A 16,896-nucleotide genomic window follows, 5' to 3' on the forward strand; every position below is an offset into this window, starting at 1 on the left:
AGTATAGAGAGGTGCAAAAAATGTATGCACTCGTTGATGTGAACTCGTTCTACACCAGCTGTGAGACCGTCTGGCGTCCCGATTTAACCGGTAAACCGGTAGTAGTGCTGTCAAACAATGACGGTTGTGTTATCTCACGCTCGCCAGAAGCCAAAGCGCTGGGTATCTCCATGGCTGAGCCATGGTTTAAGCAAAAAGAGACGATAGCGCGTTGTGGCGTGGCGGTGTTTAGCAGCAACTATGCGTTGTATGGCGATATGAGCCACCGGGTAATGAGCGTGCTGGAGGAGCTATGCCCGCGCGTGGATATTTATAGCATCGATGAAGCGTTTGTCGATCTTCACGGTATTACGCCGCTGAAAGCCTTTGGTCACCAGCTGCGCAAGGCGGTTTACCAGCGAACGATGCTCACCGTTGGCGTGGGGATTGCGCCAACCAAAACCCTGGCCAAGCTGGCTAATTTCGCCGCCAAAAAGTGGCCGGTGCAAAGTCGCGGCGTGGTGGATTTATCATGCCAGGCGCAGCAGCACAAGCTGATGGCCGCCCTGCCGGTCGATGAGGTGTGGGGAATTGGCCGCAGGCTGGGTAAAAGGCTTTGCGCGATGGGTATCGACACCGTGCTGAAACTGGCGCAATGCGACCTGTGGTTTATTCGTAAAAATTTTAGCGTGGTGCTGGAGCGCACGGTGCGTGAATTACGCGGTGAGCCCTGCCTGGCGTTTAATGAATTTGCGCCGGATAAGCAGGAGATAATCAGCTCCCGCTCTTTTGGCAAACGTATCAGTGATTACCCTTCGGTACGCGAAGGTGTCTGCCACTGGGCAGCCAGAGCGGCAGAAAAACTGCGGGCCGGGCACCAATATTGCCGATATGTCGGCACCTTTATTAAGAGCAGCCCGCACGATCCGCAGGAACCTTATTACAGTAACAGTGCCGGACTCTATTTACTGACACCGACCCACGATACCCGCGATATTATCCACGCGGCCACTCATTGCCTGGATATTATCTGGAAGCAAGGGCCGCGTTATCAAAAAGCAGGCGTCATACTGGGCGATTTTTTTAGCCAGGGCGTCGCCCAGCTTAATTTATTTGATGATTATTCACCGCGCGCAAATAGCGATGCTTTAATGCAGGCGATCGACACAATAAATAAAACCGGCAATACGCTGTGGTTTGCCGGCCAGGGCATCACCCCGGCCTGGGCGATGAAACGCGAGATGCTCTCTCCGGCCTGGACCACGCGCCTGAACGATGTCCCGCCGGTACACTGACCCGTGCGGCTTGCTATCGCTACGCTGGCAGCTGGCGCTTGCGAGTGGACAGGCTTGAGTCAGGTTAGCGGCTGCGTTTGGCGTGGCGCTCCCAGTTATCCTGCTTCGCCTGAGCAGATTTACGTAGCGCGACATAACAGGCCCCGCTACCGCCGTGGTGCGGCAACGCCGTGCAAAACGCCTGCACATCATCGAACTCGCCTAACCAGCGCGCCAGGTAGCTGCGCACAATATTAGCGTGAGAGGTGTCTTCTCGCCCCTTCCCGTGGATAATCAGGACATTACGTAACCCTGATTGCCTGACGTCATGCATAAAGCGAAACAGCATCTGGCGGCACTGCTCCACCGGCTGGCGCAGCAAATTTAAACTGGCCTGTTGGGTATATTTGCCTGCGCGTAGTTTATCAATAACGCCGTTTTGCAGGCCTTCGCGTTTAAATTCCAGCGGCGTATCAAGCGGGATGATGTCGAGAAAACCGGTGGTTAAAAAATTATCCAGCTGCAAAGCATCAACGCGTTGCGTCTCGCGGGCCTGGCGACCCGGCTGCCAGAGCACATCCGTGTTGCGCTTCAGGGGCTGGACATCCTCCATGGCGTCAAGAAAAAGAGATTTGTCGTCAGGGTTCATGGGACAGTCCTCCGGCTACTGCTGAGCAAATACTATAGCCGGGGTACCCTGCTCCCACAATCTCTTCGACCGATTTATTAGTTGCACAACAGCATATCATGCATTAAATATGGCAATGTTTTTAATGACACTTAACTTAAACTTTACCCGCATTAATATATGAGATTTGCGTTAAATGATTGTGAAATCAATCACCAAATTGAATTTGAAATATTACTGCAAAACACTATAACTATATTAACCGCGCAAGGAATAATTCTATCAAATAATCGAAAGGATGCATTGCTGTGTGTACTGTAGGGTCTGGCGGATGTCGGCAGACCCTATTTTTTTAAATATTTGTGAAAATATATCATCTATTAAATATCACCGACATTTGAAGATTAAATTTCTCACTCAGCGCATGCCCTTTTGGGGTATAGCTCCCGCTTTTACAGCGTGATAAATTAGCGCAGCCTGTTACTGAAAGGATTCCCTATGCTGACGTTGCTTGAAGATAAAATCTCTACCCCGCTTGGCCCGTTATGGGTTCTGTGCGATGAAGCATTGCATTTGCGCGCGGTCGAATGGGAAGAGCACAGCGACCGTATGGAACAGTTGCTCAATATTCATTACCGTAAGGAAGGCTATCAGCGCGTCGCGGCACATAACCCCGGTGGACTCAGCCAAAAGCTGCAGGATTATTTTGACGGCGACCTGGCCGTTATCGATACCCTGCCGACCGCGACCGGCGGTACGCCATTTCAGCGCGAAGTGTGGCAAGCGCTACGCTCAATCGCCTGCGGTCAGGTGATGCACTACGGGCAACTGGCGCAACGGCTTGGGCGTGCCGGTGCTGCACGAGCCGTCGGTGCGGCTAACGGCGCAAACCCGGTCAGTATCGTTGTTCCCTGCCATCGCGTGATTGGCCATAACGGCACGCTGACGGGTTATGCGGGCGGTGTACACCGTAAAGAGTGGTTGCTGCGGCATGAAGGCTACTTTTTATTGTAGGAAAAACCGCTAAATTACCATTCATTTCAAGGTATTTCGTATCACGTCCGCTGATGAAATGAAGGAATTTCAACGAGATGATACCCGCCCAGCCCCTGCGTTTTTTCTTAGTCGTTTTGATAATCATGGATTGACGTTTTACCAGGCTTACGTGCTCAGCAAAAAGATGGTAAAATTGACCAATATCAATTACGGCTTGAGCAGACTTATGATCCCGGAAAAGCGAATTATACGACGCATACAGTCTGGCGGTTGTGCAATCCATTGCCAGGATTGCAGCATCAGTCAGCTTTGCATCCCTTTTACCCTTAATGAACACGAGCTGGATCAGCTTGATAATATCATTGAGCGTAAAAAGCCCATCCAGAAAGGTCAGACGCTGTTTAAGGCTGGGGATGAACTGAAATCACTTTACGCTATCCGCTCCGGTACGATTAAAAGCTACACCATTACCGAGCAGGGCGATGAACAAATCACCGGCTTTCATCTGGCGGGCGATTTAGTCGGTTTCGATGCTATCGGCACCGGTCACCACCCCAGTTTTGCCCAGGCGCTGGAAACATCCATGGTTTGCGAGATCCCGTTCGAAACGCTCGACGATCTGTCCGGTAAAATGCCGAACCTGCGCCAGCAGATGATGCGTTTGATGAGCGGCGAAATCAAAGGCGACCAGGATATGATCCTGTTGCTGTCGAAGAAAAATGCGGAAGAGCGTCTGGCGGCATTTATCTATAATCTTTCCCGCCGTTTTGCGCAGCGTGGTTTCTCTCCGCGCGAGTTTCGCCTGACCATGACCCGTGGTGATATTGGTAATTATCTTGGCCTGACGGTTGAAACTATTAGCCGCCTGCTGGGCCGTTTTCAGAAAAGCGGAATGCTGGCGGTGAAAGGTAAATACATCACCATCGAGAACAGCGATATGCTGGGGCAGCTCGCCGGTCATTCGCGCAACATAGCCTGATTTTTTTCCTGCCTTATAACCTTTTGCCGGACATCCTCTTTTTTCTGAATTGTTGATCCGGCAAAGGGTTTTCCCTGTTTCATTGCGTTCTTATAGGTTATCTTTTAATTACAGACTGTGGTGACAGATGTAAGGAGACCCTGTATGGCTAAGTATCAAAATATGCTGGTCGCTATCGACCCGAATCAGGACGATCAACCAGCGTTACGGCGTGCTGTATATTTGCATCAACGAATCGGTGGCCGGATAAAAGCCTTTTTACCCATCTATGATTTCTCATATGAAATGACCACCCTTCTGTCTCCTGACGAACGTACCGCTATGCGCCAGGGCGTTATTAGCCAGCGCACCGCGTGGATCCGCGAGCAGGCAAAATATTACGTCGAGGCTGGCGTACCAATTGATATTAAAGTGGTGTGGCATAATCGCCCTTTCGAAGCCATTATTCAGGAAATTATTTCCGGTGGTCACGATCTGCTGTTGAAAATGGCCCATCAGCACGACAAACTCGAGTCGGTAATATTTACGCCAACCGACTGGCATTTGCTGCGTAAATGCCCCTGCCCGGTATGGATGGTAAAAGATCAGCCGTGGCCGGAAGGCGGTAAAGCCATCGTTGCGGTGAATCTCGCCAGTGAAGAGATTTACCATAACTCGCTGAACGAAAAGCTGGTGAAAGAGACGCTGCAACTGGCCGAGCAAGTCAACCATACTGATGTGCATCTGGTGGGAGCCTATCCCGTGACGCCCATTAATATCGCTATCGAACTGCCGGAATTCGATCCCAGCGTGTATAACGACGCGATCCGCGGTCAGCATTTACTGGCGATGAAAGCGTTGCGGCAGAAATTTTCCATTGATGAAAAACATACTCACGTTGAAAAAGGGTTACCTGAAGAGGTTATCCCGGATTTGGCTGAACATTTGCAGGCGGGCGTGGTGGTGCTCGGCACTATCGGTCGCACCGGCCTTTCGGCCGCGTTCCTGGGCAATACCGCCGAGCAGGTTATCGATCATTTACGATGCGACTTGTTGGTTATCAAGCCGGATGATTTTCAGTCCCCTGTCGAGCTTGATGACGAGGAAGACGATTAAGCAGAAACCCGCCCTCCGGCTAACACCATTCACTTAAGATGTTTTGAGTGAACGGGATACCGGGTTTTTGATATTCGAACGGTCCTCTTTTTGGGCCGTTTTCTCTTTTCCGGCAGGATAAATTGCTTCACATTCTCCCGCATTTTCTTCAGCTTCGTCGGGATCGTCCCCGGTTTACCCAGTGAGCACCAGATAAGTTCATCCTGGATCAGCCTCATCGCCATCACGAAGCTTATTCGCAGTGGGGCTACCTTCGCTTCCCGCGCTATCTGACTCATCTCCATCCTGATCAGATTACAGGCCGTCAACAGACCCCCTATTTCCTGGTAAATACCGCTCACTTTCTGGCTGCGTAACAGCGTGGCAGTGCTCAACTGGAACTGCTTCAGCTCTCCGTAGCCGTTTTCTGTGCTCCACCGCTCCTGATACACATAACGCAGCGAGTCTGCCGGATACTGCTCCGGCCCGGTCAGAGAACTGATAAAACCTTTGTAATCGCCTGATTCATCCTCACATTCTATTAGTCGGGCCCGCCAGTATTCAGGCAGAGAGCTGTCCTGTTTTCGGGCCTGCGGTGAGACCTGCATTTCCACAAGATGGTCTCCTTCGCCGTAGGTTTCCACTACCCGATATTTCGTGTTTCCCTTCAGCGGAACCAGCCAGTGCGCATCATGCTGTCTGCGTTGCCAGTTAATCAGTAACTCTGCTGATAAGTAGCAGCGGTCAAACAGGGTCAGGCTTTTCGCCTGCGGCGATAACTGCTTCGCGTAACTGACTTCGCCGGTATTTGCCGGACCGAATTTCACGTCATGGATCAACCGGCTGCGCAGTGACATCATGGCGCACAGCCTGACCATCGGGTACTCAGTGTGTCTGTCCGGACGATGCTTTATGTACTCAAAATGGTCTGCAAGTTCGGGCATATCGGGCGTGCGAAAAAGCGTTCCATCAACGGCAAAAAGCTGTAAGCCGTGCCAGAGATCGTCTTTATCTTCCTGCTGAATCCAGTGGCTGGCCGTCAGGGAAAACAGCTCCCGGAGAGGTTCATCGCTGAGCCTCTGACGGACCTGGGCGATGGAGCTGGCTGCAAGCGTGTCCCTTCCTGCGAACTCAGGACGAGGTCAAGTTTTGTCACAACGTCCGTGATGGGGCGGTCGCGGTACAGTCCCATCCCGACAATCAGCCAGACGACGAGCTCTGCGGGGAACTTGCGCTTGCGGATACTGGCTTTATTTGTTGATTCAAGGACCTGAGAAATCCATTCAAGAGGAATGGCCTTCTGGAAACAGGAAAGTGAAGCGGGTTCGGCCCAGGTCTGGGTATCATCAAGCCAGGTTGAAAGCATAAAAAAGCCCCATCAGAAAATTGATGAGGCTATTGTCGGCTACCCGCCGGATCGTTCAACCGATCATTTTGCTTAACCGATCGGTGTTAGCCCTCCGGCGGGTTTCTTTTATGCGCTTGCGCGTTGTGCGCTACGTTCAAACGCCAGCCCACCTTTAAGCACAGTGACCGGCATCGCCAGATTGATATCCTGCTCCGCCAGCCCTTCCATGATGCGGATATTAATTTCCTGCTGGATATCCATATATTTGTTGTAATCCGCCGTGTTCACAATATGCACGACTTCAAAATTCAGGCGATCGCTGCCAAAACCCAGGAAATGCGCGCGGTCGAATTTGGTTTCGCCAACGCCAGTGATAATGTCGCCAACCATCTGCCCGACTTTGCGTAATTTTTCCGGCGGCGTATTCAACGCCAGACCAAATGTGAAGACGATACGTCGCGTTTGCATCCGTTTGTAATTATGCAAGGTTTGCTGCAAAAGGATCGCGTTCCCGCAGACGATCTGCTCGCCGCTGAGACTGCGGATGCGCGTGGTTTTCAGACCAATATGCTCAATCGTCCCCGCAACATCGTTAAACACCACAAAATCCCCGATTTCAAACGGCTTATCAAAACCGATAGAGAGCGAGGCGAACACATCGCTGAGTATCGTTTGCACCGCCAGCGCAATCGCGATACCGCCGACGCCCAGGCTTGCGACCAGCGCGGTAATATTCACGCCAGCATTAGCCAGAATGGACAACAGCATGATGGTCCAGAGCAGCATGCGTAACAGCAGCCCGGCAATCACCATCGTGACCGGGTTGCGGCTGCCGCCAGGGGTATGCATCAAATGGCGCATCCAGGAAACAACGCCCTGGTCCAGCCATATCGCTATTTGAATCGTCAGGACTAAAAACCAGCCGTGGCCGAGCGTCGCAAATAACCTGTCAGGTAAATCAACAAAACGGAGACTGAATAATAGCGCCGCGATAAAGAGCAGAAATTTACTGGTCCGGTTTAGCATATCCACCAGAATATGCTGCAATGCTCCCTGGTTGCCATGTTTCTGCCCCCAGCCTTTTGCGCCTTTCAGTAACATATTGAGCAAATGCTTAAAAAGCCAGTAGACAACCAGCGTGATCACCACAACGGTGGCGAATCCTATCCAGAATGCAGGTTGCATCAGTAAAGATAAAAAATCGAATCGCGAAAAAAACGTCATTACTCCTCCGTTTAAAAACATCAAGAAAAAGTATAGACGCTAAAATCAAAGCGTTGCAGGCAAAAAAATACCGCCCCGAAGAGCGGTATCTGCAAGCGTTGTGGTTTACAACGCTTTGAGGATCGCATCAACGCTGGCTTTGGCATCGCCAAACAGCATGTGCGTATTTTCTTTGAAGAACAGCGGATTCTGCACCCCGGCGTAGCCGGTATTCATTGAGCGCTTAAATACAACAACGTTCTGTGCTTTCCACACTTCAAGCACCGGCATACCGGCAATCGGACTTTTTGGATCGTCCTGCGCAGCCGGGTTTACCGTATCGTTCGCGCCAATCACCAGTACCGTGTCGGTATCTGCAAAATCATCGTTGATTTCGTCCATTTCCAGCACGATATCATACGGCACCTTCGCTTCTGCCAGCAGAACGTTCATATGCCCCGGCAAACGCCCGGCCACAGGGTGAATGCCAAAGCGCACCTTCACGCCACGCGCGCGCAATTTTTCGGTGATTTCCGCCACCGGATACTGCGCCTGCGCCACGGCCATACCATAACCAGGGGTGATGATTACCGAGTGCGAGTTTTTCAGCATCTCAGCCGTCTCTTCGGCGGTGATTTCGCGGTGCTCGCCCACTTCTTCATCGCTCCCCGATGAGGACCCATCGGTACCAAACCCCCCGGCAATCACGCTAATAAACGAACGGTTCATCGCTTTACACATGATATACGAAAGGATCGCACCGGAAGAACCCACCAGCGCGCCGGTGACGATAAGCAGGTCGTTGCTGAGCATAAAGCCCGCCGCCGCTGCCGCCCAGCCGGAATAGGAGTTCAGCATCGACACCACCACCGGCATATCCGCCCCGCCGATAGAGGCCACCAGGTGCCAGCCAAACGCCAGCGCAATCAGGGTCATCACCAGCAGCGCCAGTACCTGCAAGCCAACGCTTTCGGTACGCACAAACAGCACCAGCAGCAGGAAGGAGACCCCCAGCGCCGCAAGGTTCATTTTGTGGCGATTGGGCAGCATCAGCGGTTTTGACGAGATTTTGCCGCGCAGCTTACCAAAAGCAACGATAGAACCGGTGAATGTCACCGCCCCGATAAAGATCCCGAGGAACACTTCCGTCAGATGAATGTTCACCAGCACCGGTTCGATGCCCGCATCGTGGTACAGGTAGCTGTTAAAGCCCACCAGCACCGCCGCCAGGCCGACAAAGCTGTGCAGAATTGCCACCAGCTCCGGCATTTCGGTCATTTCGACGCGTTTCGCCAGGCGCATACCAATCGCCCCGCCGATGATCATCGCCACCAGAATCCAGGCAACGTTGCCGGTATCAGGGCCAAAGATGGTCGCTATCAGCGCGATAGCCATCCCGGCAATACCGAAATTGTTCCCCTGCTGGGACGTTTCGTGCTTCGAAAGCCCGGCCAGGCTGAAAATAAACAGGATCGCGGCAACAATGTATGCAGCAGTAACTAAACCTCCAGACATGTGTTACCCCTTAGTTCTTCCGGAACATTTTCAGCATGCGCTGAGTGACGGTGAAACCACCGAAAATATTGATGCTGGCAATCAGTACCGCAATAAAGCTGAAAAAGCTGACCCAGCCGCCCTGGCCAATCTGCAACAACGCCCCCACGACAATAATGCCGGAAATCGCGTTGGTGACAGACATCAAAGGTGTATGCAGCGCGTGTGAAACGTTCCACACCACGTAGTAACCCACCACGCAGGAGAGCGCGAAAACGGTGAAATGACCGAGGAACTCTTTCGGCGCGACATCCGCCAGCCAGCCAAACAGCACAATCGCCAGCGCCATCAATGCATATTTACGCCACGGCGAGGCAGGAGGCGTTTCAACGACAGGTGCCTCGGGTGCCGCTTTGGGTGCGGCCTGCGGCTGTGCTGAAACCTGAATAGGCGGCGCAGGCCAGGTCACTTCGCCTTCGCGCACCACCGTCACGCCACGCACAACAACGTCGTCAAAATCCACCACTACGTTGCCATCTTTTTCCGTGCAGAGCAGTTTCAGCAAATTAACCAGGTTCGTGCCATACAGCTGGGATGCCTGAGTCGGCAGCCGCGCTGCAAGGTCTGTATAACCGATAATTTTTACGCCGTTAGCGGTAGTACTGATTTCACCCGGGACGGTGTATTCACAGTTGCCGCCGTTTTGCGCCGCCAGATCCACAATCACGCTGCCCGGATTCATCGAATCCACCATCTCGCGGGTGATAAGTTTTGGTGCCGGTTTGCCCGGAATAAGCGCGGTGGTGACGATAATGTCCACCTCTTTTGCCTGGGCGGCAAACAGTGCCATCTCAGCTTTAATAAAAGCTTCTGACATCACTTTCGCGTAACCATCGCCGCTGCCCGCGTCTTCTTCGAAATCCAGCTCAAGGAACTCAGCGCCCATGCTTTGCACCTGCTCTTTGACTTCAGGACGCGTATCAAATGCACGCACGATAGCGCCAAGGCTGTTAGCGGCGCCGATGGCAGCAAGACCTGCAACGCCCGCGCCGATCACCATTACTTTGGCTGGCGGCACCTTACCGGCGGCGGTTATCTGCCCGGTGAAGAAACGACCGAACTCATGCGCGGCTTCAACGATCGCGCGATAGCCTGCGATATTGGCCATTGAGCTGAGCGCATCCAGCGACTGGGCGCGCGAAATACGCGGCACCGAGTCCATCGCCATAACGGTGATATTGCGCGCCGCGAGTTTTTCCATCAACGCCGGATTTTGTGCCGGCCAGATAAAGCTGATTAACGTACAGCCGGGGTTGAGCAGCGCAATTTCATCGTCTTGCGGCGCGTTGACCTTCAGGATAACGTCCGAATGCCAGACATCCTCGCCGTCGACAACGGTCGCGCCAGCCGCGGTGAAAGCCTCGTCTTCAAAGCTGGCCAGTTTGCCTGCGCCGCTTTCGATTGCGACGGTAAAACCCAGTTTCAGCAGCTGCCCGACCGTTTTCGGCGTGGCGGCTACGCGGGTTTCATTGGCCAACCGCTCTTTAGGTACACCAATACGCATAGTTTTCCCTTCCATCGGTTTTGTATGATGGTTTGTCAGTCGTCACCGGGACAGCCTTGCATCTGCACGACAGAAACGAAATGCGGCCCGGAAAATAAAAGAGTAACAAACTTTCTATAACCTACTGAAAATAACGCCTGCGATCCACCGTCTGAAAAGAGAAATTGTGCGGTTATCTGTGAAAACTAAGCATTTGCCGCAGCAGACAGGCTAATTTAACTTTAAATCGCCATCACAGGCCGATATTACGCTCAGGCGGAGCGGCAAAACATGATTATTCTCCACGCAAGATCCGCTTTTTAACAATGTATTAACTTACAAAGTTAGCGCTATTTTGCGTTTTGCCAATCAAGCCTCTGTTTTTTCAACATATCACCAAAGGTTATCGTTATTCATCTTCCCAGCGCACAGTCAGTGAAAAATGACGCAGACAGTCGCTCTGTTTAAATGCAATAATCACCCACGTTTTATCAACAACAACACCAGTTTATGGTTTGCGCAAGGCGAAGGATTATTTTTATGAAGCTTAAGTACACCCTCCTGGCGTCAGCACTCCTGTCTGCAACTGCGCTGTCAGCCAACGCAGCAACAGAGCTAACACCGGAGCAAGCGGCGGCGGTAAAACCTTACGATCGCATTGTGATTACCGGTCGCTTTAACGCAATCGGCGATGTGGTGAAGGCTGTTTCTGACCGCGCAGATAAAGAAGGTGCAGCAGCATTCTACGTTGTCGACTCTTTTGATTTCGGCAACAGCGGTAACCAGCGCGTCACCGCCGATCTGTATAAAGAAGATGCCCCGAAAGCTGAACGAGCCGCTTTTAGGGTTATCAACGGCGTCACTGAACTGCCGAAAGATAAAGCTATCGAATTAGAACCTTACGACACCGTGACCGTGCAGGGTTTCTACCGCTCGCAGCCGGAAGTGAACGATGCCATCACCAAAGCGGCAAAAGCGAAAGGTGCGGACGCGTTCTATATCGTGCGTCAGGTGGATGCCAACCAGGGCGGCAACCAGATGATCACCGCTTTTATCTATAAAAAAGATGCGAAAAAACGCGTGATTCAGAGCGCCGATGCTATCCCGCGTGATTCGGACGCAGGCCGCGCTGCGCTGGCTAAAGGTGGCGAAGAGGCGAAGAAAGTCGAGCTGCCGGGCGTTGCCAGCGACGCCACACCGGGGCTGGGTATTGGCCGCTTCTTTGAAACCCAATCCACGTCCGGTGGTCGTTACAGTGTCACGTTACCTGACGGCACTAAAATCGAAGAAGTGAATAAAGTCACGGCTGCACAAATGGTGCCGTTTGATAGTGTTAAATTCACCGGTAACTACGGCAATATGACGGAAATCTCCTATCAGGTTGCCAAACGCGCGGCGAAAAAAGGCGCGAAGTATTATCACATTACCCGCCAGTGGTCTGAACGCGGTGGCAACATGACCATCAGCGCCGACCTTTACAAGTAAGTGAGCGTATGACTCAGGCGGCTACGGCCGCCTTTTTTTTCGCCGCTTTTCTGATTTCTCAAAAAATTCTCATGACCTCATTGCATGGTCCGGCGACTCTTCGTAAAATCCCGCGCCTTAGTGAGATCCACCATTTTTATGCGCTGCGGCAAAATAATTATTCTGGATTGTTGACGTTCTTGACAGGATAGAGATGGAAAAGAAACTTGGCCTTAGCGCTTTAACTGCCCTGGTTTTAAGCTCAATGCTCGGCGCAGGGGTGTTCAGCCTGCCGCAAAATATGGCCGAAGTCGCCAGTCCCGCTGCTTTACTTATCGGCTGGGCTATCACTGGCGTGGGTATTGTGCTGCTCGCCTTTGCGATGCTGATTTTGACGCGCATTCGCCCGGATCTGGACGGCGGTATTTTTACCTACGCGCGTGAAGGTTTTGGCGAACTGGTAGGGTTTTGTTCTGCCTGGGGGTACTGGCTATGCGCAGTCATTGCGAATGTCTCGTACCTGGTTATCGTTTTTTCTGCCCTGAGCTTTTTTACCGATACGCCGCAGCTGCGTCTTTTTGGCGATGGTAATACCTGGCAGTCTATCGTTGGCGCTTCGGTGCTGCTGTGGGTCGTGCATGCGCTGATCCTGCGCGGCGTACAAACGGCGGCAAGCATTAACCTTGCGGCTACGCTTGCAAAACTGGTTCCGCTGGGCCTGTTTATCGTGCTGGCCGCCATTGCGTTTAATCTCGACAAATTCACCTTTGATTTTAGCGGCGTTGCACTCGGCGTTCCCGTCTGGGAGCAGGTCAAAAACACCATGCTTATCACGCTGTGGGTGTTTATAGGGGTTGAGGGCGCAGTTGTCGTCTCCGCCCGCGCGCGCAACAAACATGACGTGGGCCGCGCGACCCTGCTGGCGGTGCTCTGTGCGCTGGCCGTTTACCTGCTGGTCACGCTTTTGTCGCTTGGGGTGATCGTTCGCCCGGAGCTGGCGCAGATGCGTAACCCTTCGATGGCGGGCCTGATGGTGATGTTAATGGGCCGCTGGGGTGAAGTGGTCATCGCTGCCGGGTTGATTGTTTCGGTGTGCGGCGCGTATCTCAGCTGGACGATAATGGCGGCGGAAGTTCCGCTGCTGGCTGCGGGGCATAAAGCCTTTCCGCGCATTTTCGCGCATCAAAACAAAAAGAACGCGCCCGCCGCTTCGCTGTGGTTAACCAATATCAGTGTGCAGATCTGCCTGGTGCTGATCTGGCTCACAGGTTCTGATTACAATACGCTGCTGACCATCGCATCGGAGATGATTCTGGTACCCTATTTGCTGGTGGGAGCCTATCTTTTAAAGATAGCCCGTCGGCCCCTGCATAAGGCCGTGGCGGTTGGCGCAAGTCTTTATGGCCTATGGTTACTGTATGCGTCCGGCCCCATGCACCTGCTGCTCTCGGTTGTGCTCTATGCTCCCGGCCTGCTGGTGTTTATGTACGCCCGCCGTACGCATGATGAGACGGTCAGGTTACATCGTCATGAGAAAGCGCTTATTGGGCTGCTGCTGATAGCCGCTGTACCGGCAACCTGGATACTGGTGGGGTGAAATGTGCGCCCCATCGTTTGAGAAATAAGGAGATAACGATGGGTCACACGCCACGCCCAGTCTTAATTACCGGTGGAGGCCGCCGTATCGGCCTCGCCCTTGCCCACCATTTTCTCAACCTGCATCAGCCGGTTATCGTGAGCTACCGTTCGTACTACCCTGCCATTGAAGTGCTACAGGAGGCGGGCGCCACCTGCATACAGGCGGATTTTTCCAGCGACGAAGGTATCTTTGCCTTTGCTGACGAGGTGGTATCCCGCTGCGACGGGCTGCGTGCGGTTATCCATAACGCCAGTTGCTGGGACAGCGAGGTCGGCTCTGCCCCGCTCGCCGAAACGCTGAACACCATGCTCCAGGTTCATGTTCACGCGCCCTATCTGCTAAACCATGCCTTCGAGCGCTTACTGCGCGGATTTGGTCATGCCGCCAGTGATATTATTCACTTTACGGATTATGTGGTGGAGCGCGGGAGCGACAAACATATCGCCTATGCCGCCAGCAAAGCAGCGCTGGATAACATGACGCGATCGTTTGCTAAAAAGCTGGCGCCTGAGGTTAAAGTGAACGCTATCGCTCCGGCGATGATCCTGTTTAATGAACACGACGATGCCGAATACCGCAAAGCGGCGCTGAATAAATCCCTGATGAAAATTGCGCCGGGTGAAAAAGAGATAATCGATCTGGTCGATTACCTGCTGACCAGCTGTTATGTTACCGGGCGCAGTTTTGCCGTCGACGGAGGCCGCCCGCTGCGTTAGTGCCAGCGGCTCCAGAAAAAGATAAGCAGCCAGGCGCTGAGGCACCAGCAAAGCACCGCGCAGCCCAGCGCCGGCCAGACCCGCATCACGCCGGTGAAATTCCATAAAGAGAGCAAATAGATAAAATAGGGAATAATTGCCCACATGCCGAACACAATGGTGGTGCGCAGTGCTTCGATGCCGCGCTCGGTGGCAACGATATAATGCGCAATCAACGCAAAGGTTGGAAACAGCGGGATCAGCCCGGCGATGTAGTAATTCTTCGTTTTCGCCAGTAGCCCAATGAGCACCACCACCAGCGCACCGATCGCTGCTTTAATAACCAATCCCATTCTTTTTCCTTTATTTCTTATACAACAAGGCACTACAGCATAGCGGAACACATCTTGTTTAGAAAAGATTAATGGCAGCGCCTGAAAAGGCGGTGTATGTTGACGTTTTTAAACGTTCGCGATGGCCTATGAGCAAAATCGTATTTGTAGAAGATGACCCGGAGGTAGGCGCACTGATAGCCGCTTACCTGGGCAAACACGATATGGATGTTATTGTTGAGCCGCGCGGCGATAAGGCCGAAGCGCTGATTGCTCAGGAGAACCCTGAGCTGGTGCTGCTCGATATAATGCTACCGGGCAAAGACGGCATGACACTCTGCCGCGACCTGCGCCAGCAATGGAGCGGGCCAATCGTGCTCCTCACCTCGCTCGACAGTGATATGAACCATATTCTGGCGCTGGAGATGGGGGCAAATGATTATATTCTTAAAACCACACCGCCTGCTGTGCTGCTCGCCCGCCTGCGCCTGCACTTACGCCAGCGTCCCGCCGCGGCGGCTGAGCCTGCTTCCCCAACGATTATTCAGCATAAAACGTTGCGCTTTGGCACATTGACTATTGATCCGGTGAATCGTCAGGTGCTGCTCGCCGGGGAAGAAGTGGCGCTTTCAACGGCCGATTTTGAGCTGCTTTGGGAACTGGCAACCCACGCCGGGCAAATCCGGGATCGCGACGCGCTGTTAAAAAATCTGCGCGGCGTCACCTATGATGGGCTGGATCGCAGTGTGGACGTAGCGATTTCCCGCCTGCGCAAAAAACTGCACGATAGCGCAAGTGAACCTTACCGCATCAAAACAGTACGTAATAAAGGCTACCTGTTTGCTCCGCATGCGTGGGAAAACTGACAGGCGAATGTTGAGGGCGTAATGAAAAAACTGTTTGTTCAGTTTTACCTGCTGCTGTTTGTCTGTTTCCTGGTGATGACGATGCTGGTCGGCCTGGTGTATAAATTCACCGCCGAGCGCGCGGGTCGCCAGTCGCTTGACGATCTGATGAAAAGTTCGCTCTATCTTATGCGCAGTGAACTGCATGAAATCCCCCCGCACCAGTGGGGTAAAACGCTGAAAGAGCTGGATCTCAATCTTTCCTTCGATCTGCGAATTGAACCGCTGAGCAAATTCACCCTGCCGCCTCCCGCCGGGGAACGGTTGCGCAAGGGCGATATCGTGGCGCTGGATGAGGAGTACACTTTTATCCAGCGTATCCCCCGCAGCCATTATGTGCTGGCGGTCGGCCCGGTTCCCTACCTCTTTTTTATGCACGAAATGCGCCTGCTGGATATGGCGCTGATGGTGCTGATCGCGTTCTCACTTGCCGTGCCGGTGTTTATCTGGATGCGGCCTCACTGGCAGGAGATGTTACGCCTGGAGTCAGCCGCACAACGCTTTGGCGAGGGTCACCTGCAGGAGCGTATCCATTTTGACAGCGCCTCCAGCTTTGAGCGCCTCGGTATCGCCTTTAACCAGATGGCGGACAATATTAATGCGCTGATCGCCAGCAAAAAACAGCTGATTGACGGTATCGCCCACGAGCTGCGCACCCCGCTGGTCAGGCTGCGTTACCGGCTGGAGATGAGTGAAAACCTGAGCGAAGCGGAGCACGCTGCGCTGAACCGTGACATCGGGCAACTGGAAGGGTTAATCGAAGAGTTGCTGACCTACGCGCGCCTCGATCGTCCGCAAACTGAACTGCAGCTGACCACGCCCGACCTTCCCGCCTGGCTTTGCCGTTATATGGACGATGCGCGCCATATCAATCCACACGTGAACCTGCTGCTGACAGGCAAGGCGGGCGAAACATTTGGCGCGCTGGATATGCGCCTGATGGAGCGCGTTCTGGATAATTTGCTCAATAATGCCGTGCGCTACTGCCAGCAGACGGTGAAGGTAACGTTACAACGTCACGGAAAACGGGCGCAACTGATTGTTGAAGATGACGGGCCGGGCATCGCGCCTGACGCCCGCGAGCGCATTTTTGAGCCTTTTGTGCGCCTTGATCCCAGCCGCGATCGCGCCACCGGCGGCTGTGGGCTGGGGCTGGCAATCGTGCGTTCTATTGCGCTGGCTTTTGGCGGCGAAGTCCACTGCGGGCAGAGTGAGTTGGGGGGCGCGCAATTCACTTTCCAGTGGCCTGTCTATCATTCAGTTTCCCTGCCCTGAAAAACGCAAACGGCGCTATGGTCACCGAAGCAGTGTTGTGCTATAAATTTTAGTATGTTGTAACTAAT

Annotated in this window: 15 protein-coding genes and 1 pseudogene; 10 read left to right on the top strand and 6 right to left on the bottom strand. The window is 53.1% G+C overall.

The genetic code is table 11. The features are described 5' to 3' along the window. Positions 1-20 precede the first annotated feature (20 nt). Entirely contained in the window at positions 21-1,274 is a 1,254-nt protein-coding gene (umuC, locus tag ACTU3N_RS10850) for a translesion error-prone DNA polymerase V subunit UmuC (RefSeq protein ID WP_443086138.1), read from the top strand. Between the two features lie 64 nt (positions 1,275-1,338). Here the strand turns inward: umuC and smrA are convergent, their stop codons facing one another. After that, positions 1,339-1,902: a DNA endonuclease SmrA gene (gene smrA, locus ACTU3N_RS10855; RefSeq protein ID WP_443086139.1), complete on the bottom strand. Its 564-nt coding sequence runs from the start codon at positions 1,900-1,902 to the stop codon at positions 1,339-1,341. 477 nt (positions 1,903-2,379) lie between these two features. Between smrA and ogt the strand changes: the two genes are divergently transcribed. The 3 genes from ogt to uspE all read left to right on the top strand — a co-directional run bounded on the left by ogt (position 2,380) and on the right by uspE (position 4,951). Beyond that, positions 2,380-2,895, top strand: a complete 516-nt coding sequence (ogt, locus tag ACTU3N_RS10860) for a methylated-DNA--[protein]-cysteine S-methyltransferase (RefSeq protein ID WP_443086140.1) — start codon at positions 2,380-2,382, stop codon at positions 2,893-2,895. 208 nt (positions 2,896-3,103) lie between these two features. Continuing rightward, complete coding sequence (gene fnr / locus ACTU3N_RS10865) at positions 3,104-3,856, top strand: fumarate/nitrate reduction transcriptional regulator Fnr (protein ID WP_443086183.1); 753 nt, start codon at positions 3,104-3,106, stop codon at positions 3,854-3,856. A gap of 144 nt (positions 3,857-4,000) precedes the next feature. After that, positions 4,001-4,951, top strand: a complete 951-nt coding sequence (uspE, locus tag ACTU3N_RS10870; protein ID WP_443086141.1) for a universal stress protein UspE — start codon at positions 4,001-4,003, stop codon at positions 4,949-4,951. Between the two features lie 29 nt (positions 4,952-4,980). On the opposite strand, the pseudogene ACTU3N_RS10875 reads toward uspE, so the two are convergent. Next, positions 4,981-6,296 (bottom strand): annotated as a pseudogene (locus ACTU3N_RS10875) (IS4 family transposase). On the opposite strand from ACTU3N_RS10875, the gene ACTU3N_RS10880 reads away from it, so the two are divergent. Further along, entirely contained in the window at positions 6,223-6,372 is a 150-nt protein-coding gene (locus ACTU3N_RS10880; RefSeq protein WP_443086184.1) for a hypothetical protein, read from the top strand. The pseudogene ACTU3N_RS10875 and the gene ACTU3N_RS10880 sit on opposite strands and share 74 nt — an antisense overlap. 32 nt (positions 6,373-6,404) lie before the next feature. Here the strand turns inward: ACTU3N_RS10880 and ACTU3N_RS10885 are convergent, their stop codons facing one another. The 3 genes from ACTU3N_RS10885 to pntA form a co-directional block, all read right to left on the bottom strand. Next, positions 6,405-7,502: a mechanosensitive ion channel family protein gene (locus ACTU3N_RS10885; protein WP_443086142.1), complete on the bottom strand. Its 1,098-nt coding sequence runs from the start codon at positions 7,500-7,502 to the stop codon at positions 6,405-6,407. A 105-nt stretch (positions 7,503-7,607) separates the two neighbouring features. Continuing rightward, positions 7,608-8,996 carry a Re/Si-specific NAD(P)(+) transhydrogenase subunit beta gene (gene pntB / locus ACTU3N_RS10890; RefSeq protein WP_443086143.1) on the bottom strand — a complete coding sequence of 463 codons (1,389 nt, stop codon included), beginning with the start codon at positions 8,994-8,996 and terminating at the stop codon, positions 7,608-7,610. A gap of 10 nt (positions 8,997-9,006) precedes the next feature. Next, positions 9,007-10,539 (bottom strand): Re/Si-specific NAD(P)(+) transhydrogenase subunit alpha, encoded by a 1,533-nt coding sequence (gene pntA, locus ACTU3N_RS10895; protein WP_443086144.1) that lies wholly within the window; start codon positions 10,537-10,539, stop codon positions 9,007-9,009. A gap of 519 nt (positions 10,540-11,058) precedes the next feature. On the opposite strand from pntA, the gene ydgH reads away from it, so the two are divergent. The 3 genes from ydgH (at position 11,059) to folM (ending at position 14,337) form a co-directional block, all read left to right on the top strand. Continuing rightward, positions 11,059-12,003: a DUF1471 family protein YdgH gene (gene ydgH / locus ACTU3N_RS10900; RefSeq protein ID WP_443086145.1), complete on the top strand. Its 945-nt coding sequence runs from the start codon at positions 11,059-11,061 to the stop codon at positions 12,001-12,003. Positions 12,004-12,196: 193 nt separating this feature from the next. After that, complete coding sequence (locus ACTU3N_RS10905; protein ID WP_443086146.1) at positions 12,197-13,579, top strand: amino acid permease; 1,383 nt, start codon at positions 12,197-12,199, stop codon at positions 13,577-13,579. A gap of 38 nt (positions 13,580-13,617) precedes the next feature. Then, complete coding sequence (gene folM / locus ACTU3N_RS10910) at positions 13,618-14,337, top strand: dihydromonapterin reductase (protein ID WP_443086147.1); 720 nt, start codon at positions 13,618-13,620, stop codon at positions 14,335-14,337. Here the strand turns inward: folM and ACTU3N_RS10915 are convergent. Further along, positions 14,334-14,669, bottom strand: coding sequence for a GlpM family protein (locus ACTU3N_RS10915; protein ID WP_443086148.1), 336 nt, complete (start codon positions 14,667-14,669; stop codon positions 14,334-14,336). The two genes, folM and ACTU3N_RS10915, sit on opposite strands and share 4 nt — an antisense overlap. A 128-nt stretch (positions 14,670-14,797) precedes the next feature. Between ACTU3N_RS10915 and rstA the strand changes: the two genes are divergently transcribed. Beyond that, positions 14,798-15,514, top strand: coding sequence for a two-component system response regulator RstA (gene rstA / locus ACTU3N_RS10920; RefSeq protein ID WP_443086149.1), 717 nt, complete (start codon positions 14,798-14,800; stop codon positions 15,512-15,514). Between the two features lie 21 nt (positions 15,515-15,535). Next, positions 15,536-16,828 carry a two-component system sensor histidine kinase RstB gene (gene rstB, locus ACTU3N_RS10925; protein WP_443086150.1) on the top strand — a complete coding sequence of 431 codons (1,293 nt, stop codon included), beginning with the start codon at positions 15,536-15,538 and terminating at the stop codon, positions 16,826-16,828. Positions 16,829-16,896: the final 68 nt, after the last annotated feature.

This window comes from Vagococcus sp. WN89Y (assembly GCF_052220145.1).
Taxonomy (GTDB): domain Bacteria; phylum Pseudomonadota; class Gammaproteobacteria; order Enterobacterales; family Enterobacteriaceae; genus Kosakonia.

Excerpts from the sequence above, each read along its gene's own strand:
- umuC (WP_443086138.1), top strand. The coding sequence starts at position 21 with ATGTATGCACTCGTTGATGTGAACTCGTTCTACACCAGCTGTGAGACC.
- smrA (WP_443086139.1), bottom strand. The coding sequence starts at position 1,902 with ATGAACCCTGACGACAAATCTCTTTTTCTTGACGCCATGGAGGATGTC.
- ogt (WP_443086140.1), top strand. The coding sequence starts at position 2,380 with ATGCTGACGTTGCTTGAAGATAAAATCTCTACCCCGCTTGGCCCGTTA.
- fnr (WP_443086183.1), top strand. The coding sequence starts at position 3,104 with ATGATCCCGGAAAAGCGAATTATACGACGCATACAGTCTGGCGGTTGT.
- uspE (WP_443086141.1), top strand. The coding sequence starts at position 4,001 with ATGGCTAAGTATCAAAATATGCTGGTCGCTATCGACCCGAATCAGGAC.
- ACTU3N_RS10880 (WP_443086184.1), top strand. The coding sequence starts at position 6,223 with ATGGCCTTCTGGAAACAGGAAAGTGAAGCGGGTTCGGCCCAGGTCTGG.
- ACTU3N_RS10885 (WP_443086142.1), bottom strand. The coding sequence starts at position 7,502 with ATGACGTTTTTTTCGCGATTCGATTTTTTATCTTTACTGATGCAACCT.
- pntB (WP_443086143.1), bottom strand. The coding sequence starts at position 8,996 with ATGTCTGGAGGTTTAGTTACTGCTGCATACATTGTTGCCGCGATCCTG.
- pntA (WP_443086144.1), bottom strand. The coding sequence starts at position 10,539 with ATGCGTATTGGTGTACCTAAAGAGCGGTTGGCCAATGAAACCCGCGTA.
- ydgH (WP_443086145.1), top strand. The coding sequence starts at position 11,059 with ATGAAGCTTAAGTACACCCTCCTGGCGTCAGCACTCCTGTCTGCAACT.
- ACTU3N_RS10905 (WP_443086146.1), top strand. The coding sequence starts at position 12,197 with ATGGAAAAGAAACTTGGCCTTAGCGCTTTAACTGCCCTGGTTTTAAGC.
- folM (WP_443086147.1), top strand. The coding sequence starts at position 13,618 with ATGGGTCACACGCCACGCCCAGTCTTAATTACCGGTGGAGGCCGCCGT.
- ACTU3N_RS10915 (WP_443086148.1), bottom strand. The coding sequence starts at position 14,669 with ATGGGATTGGTTATTAAAGCAGCGATCGGTGCGCTGGTGGTGGTGCTC.
- rstA (WP_443086149.1), top strand. The coding sequence starts at position 14,798 with ATGAGCAAAATCGTATTTGTAGAAGATGACCCGGAGGTAGGCGCACTG.
- rstB (WP_443086150.1), top strand. The coding sequence starts at position 15,536 with ATGAAAAAACTGTTTGTTCAGTTTTACCTGCTGCTGTTTGTCTGTTTC.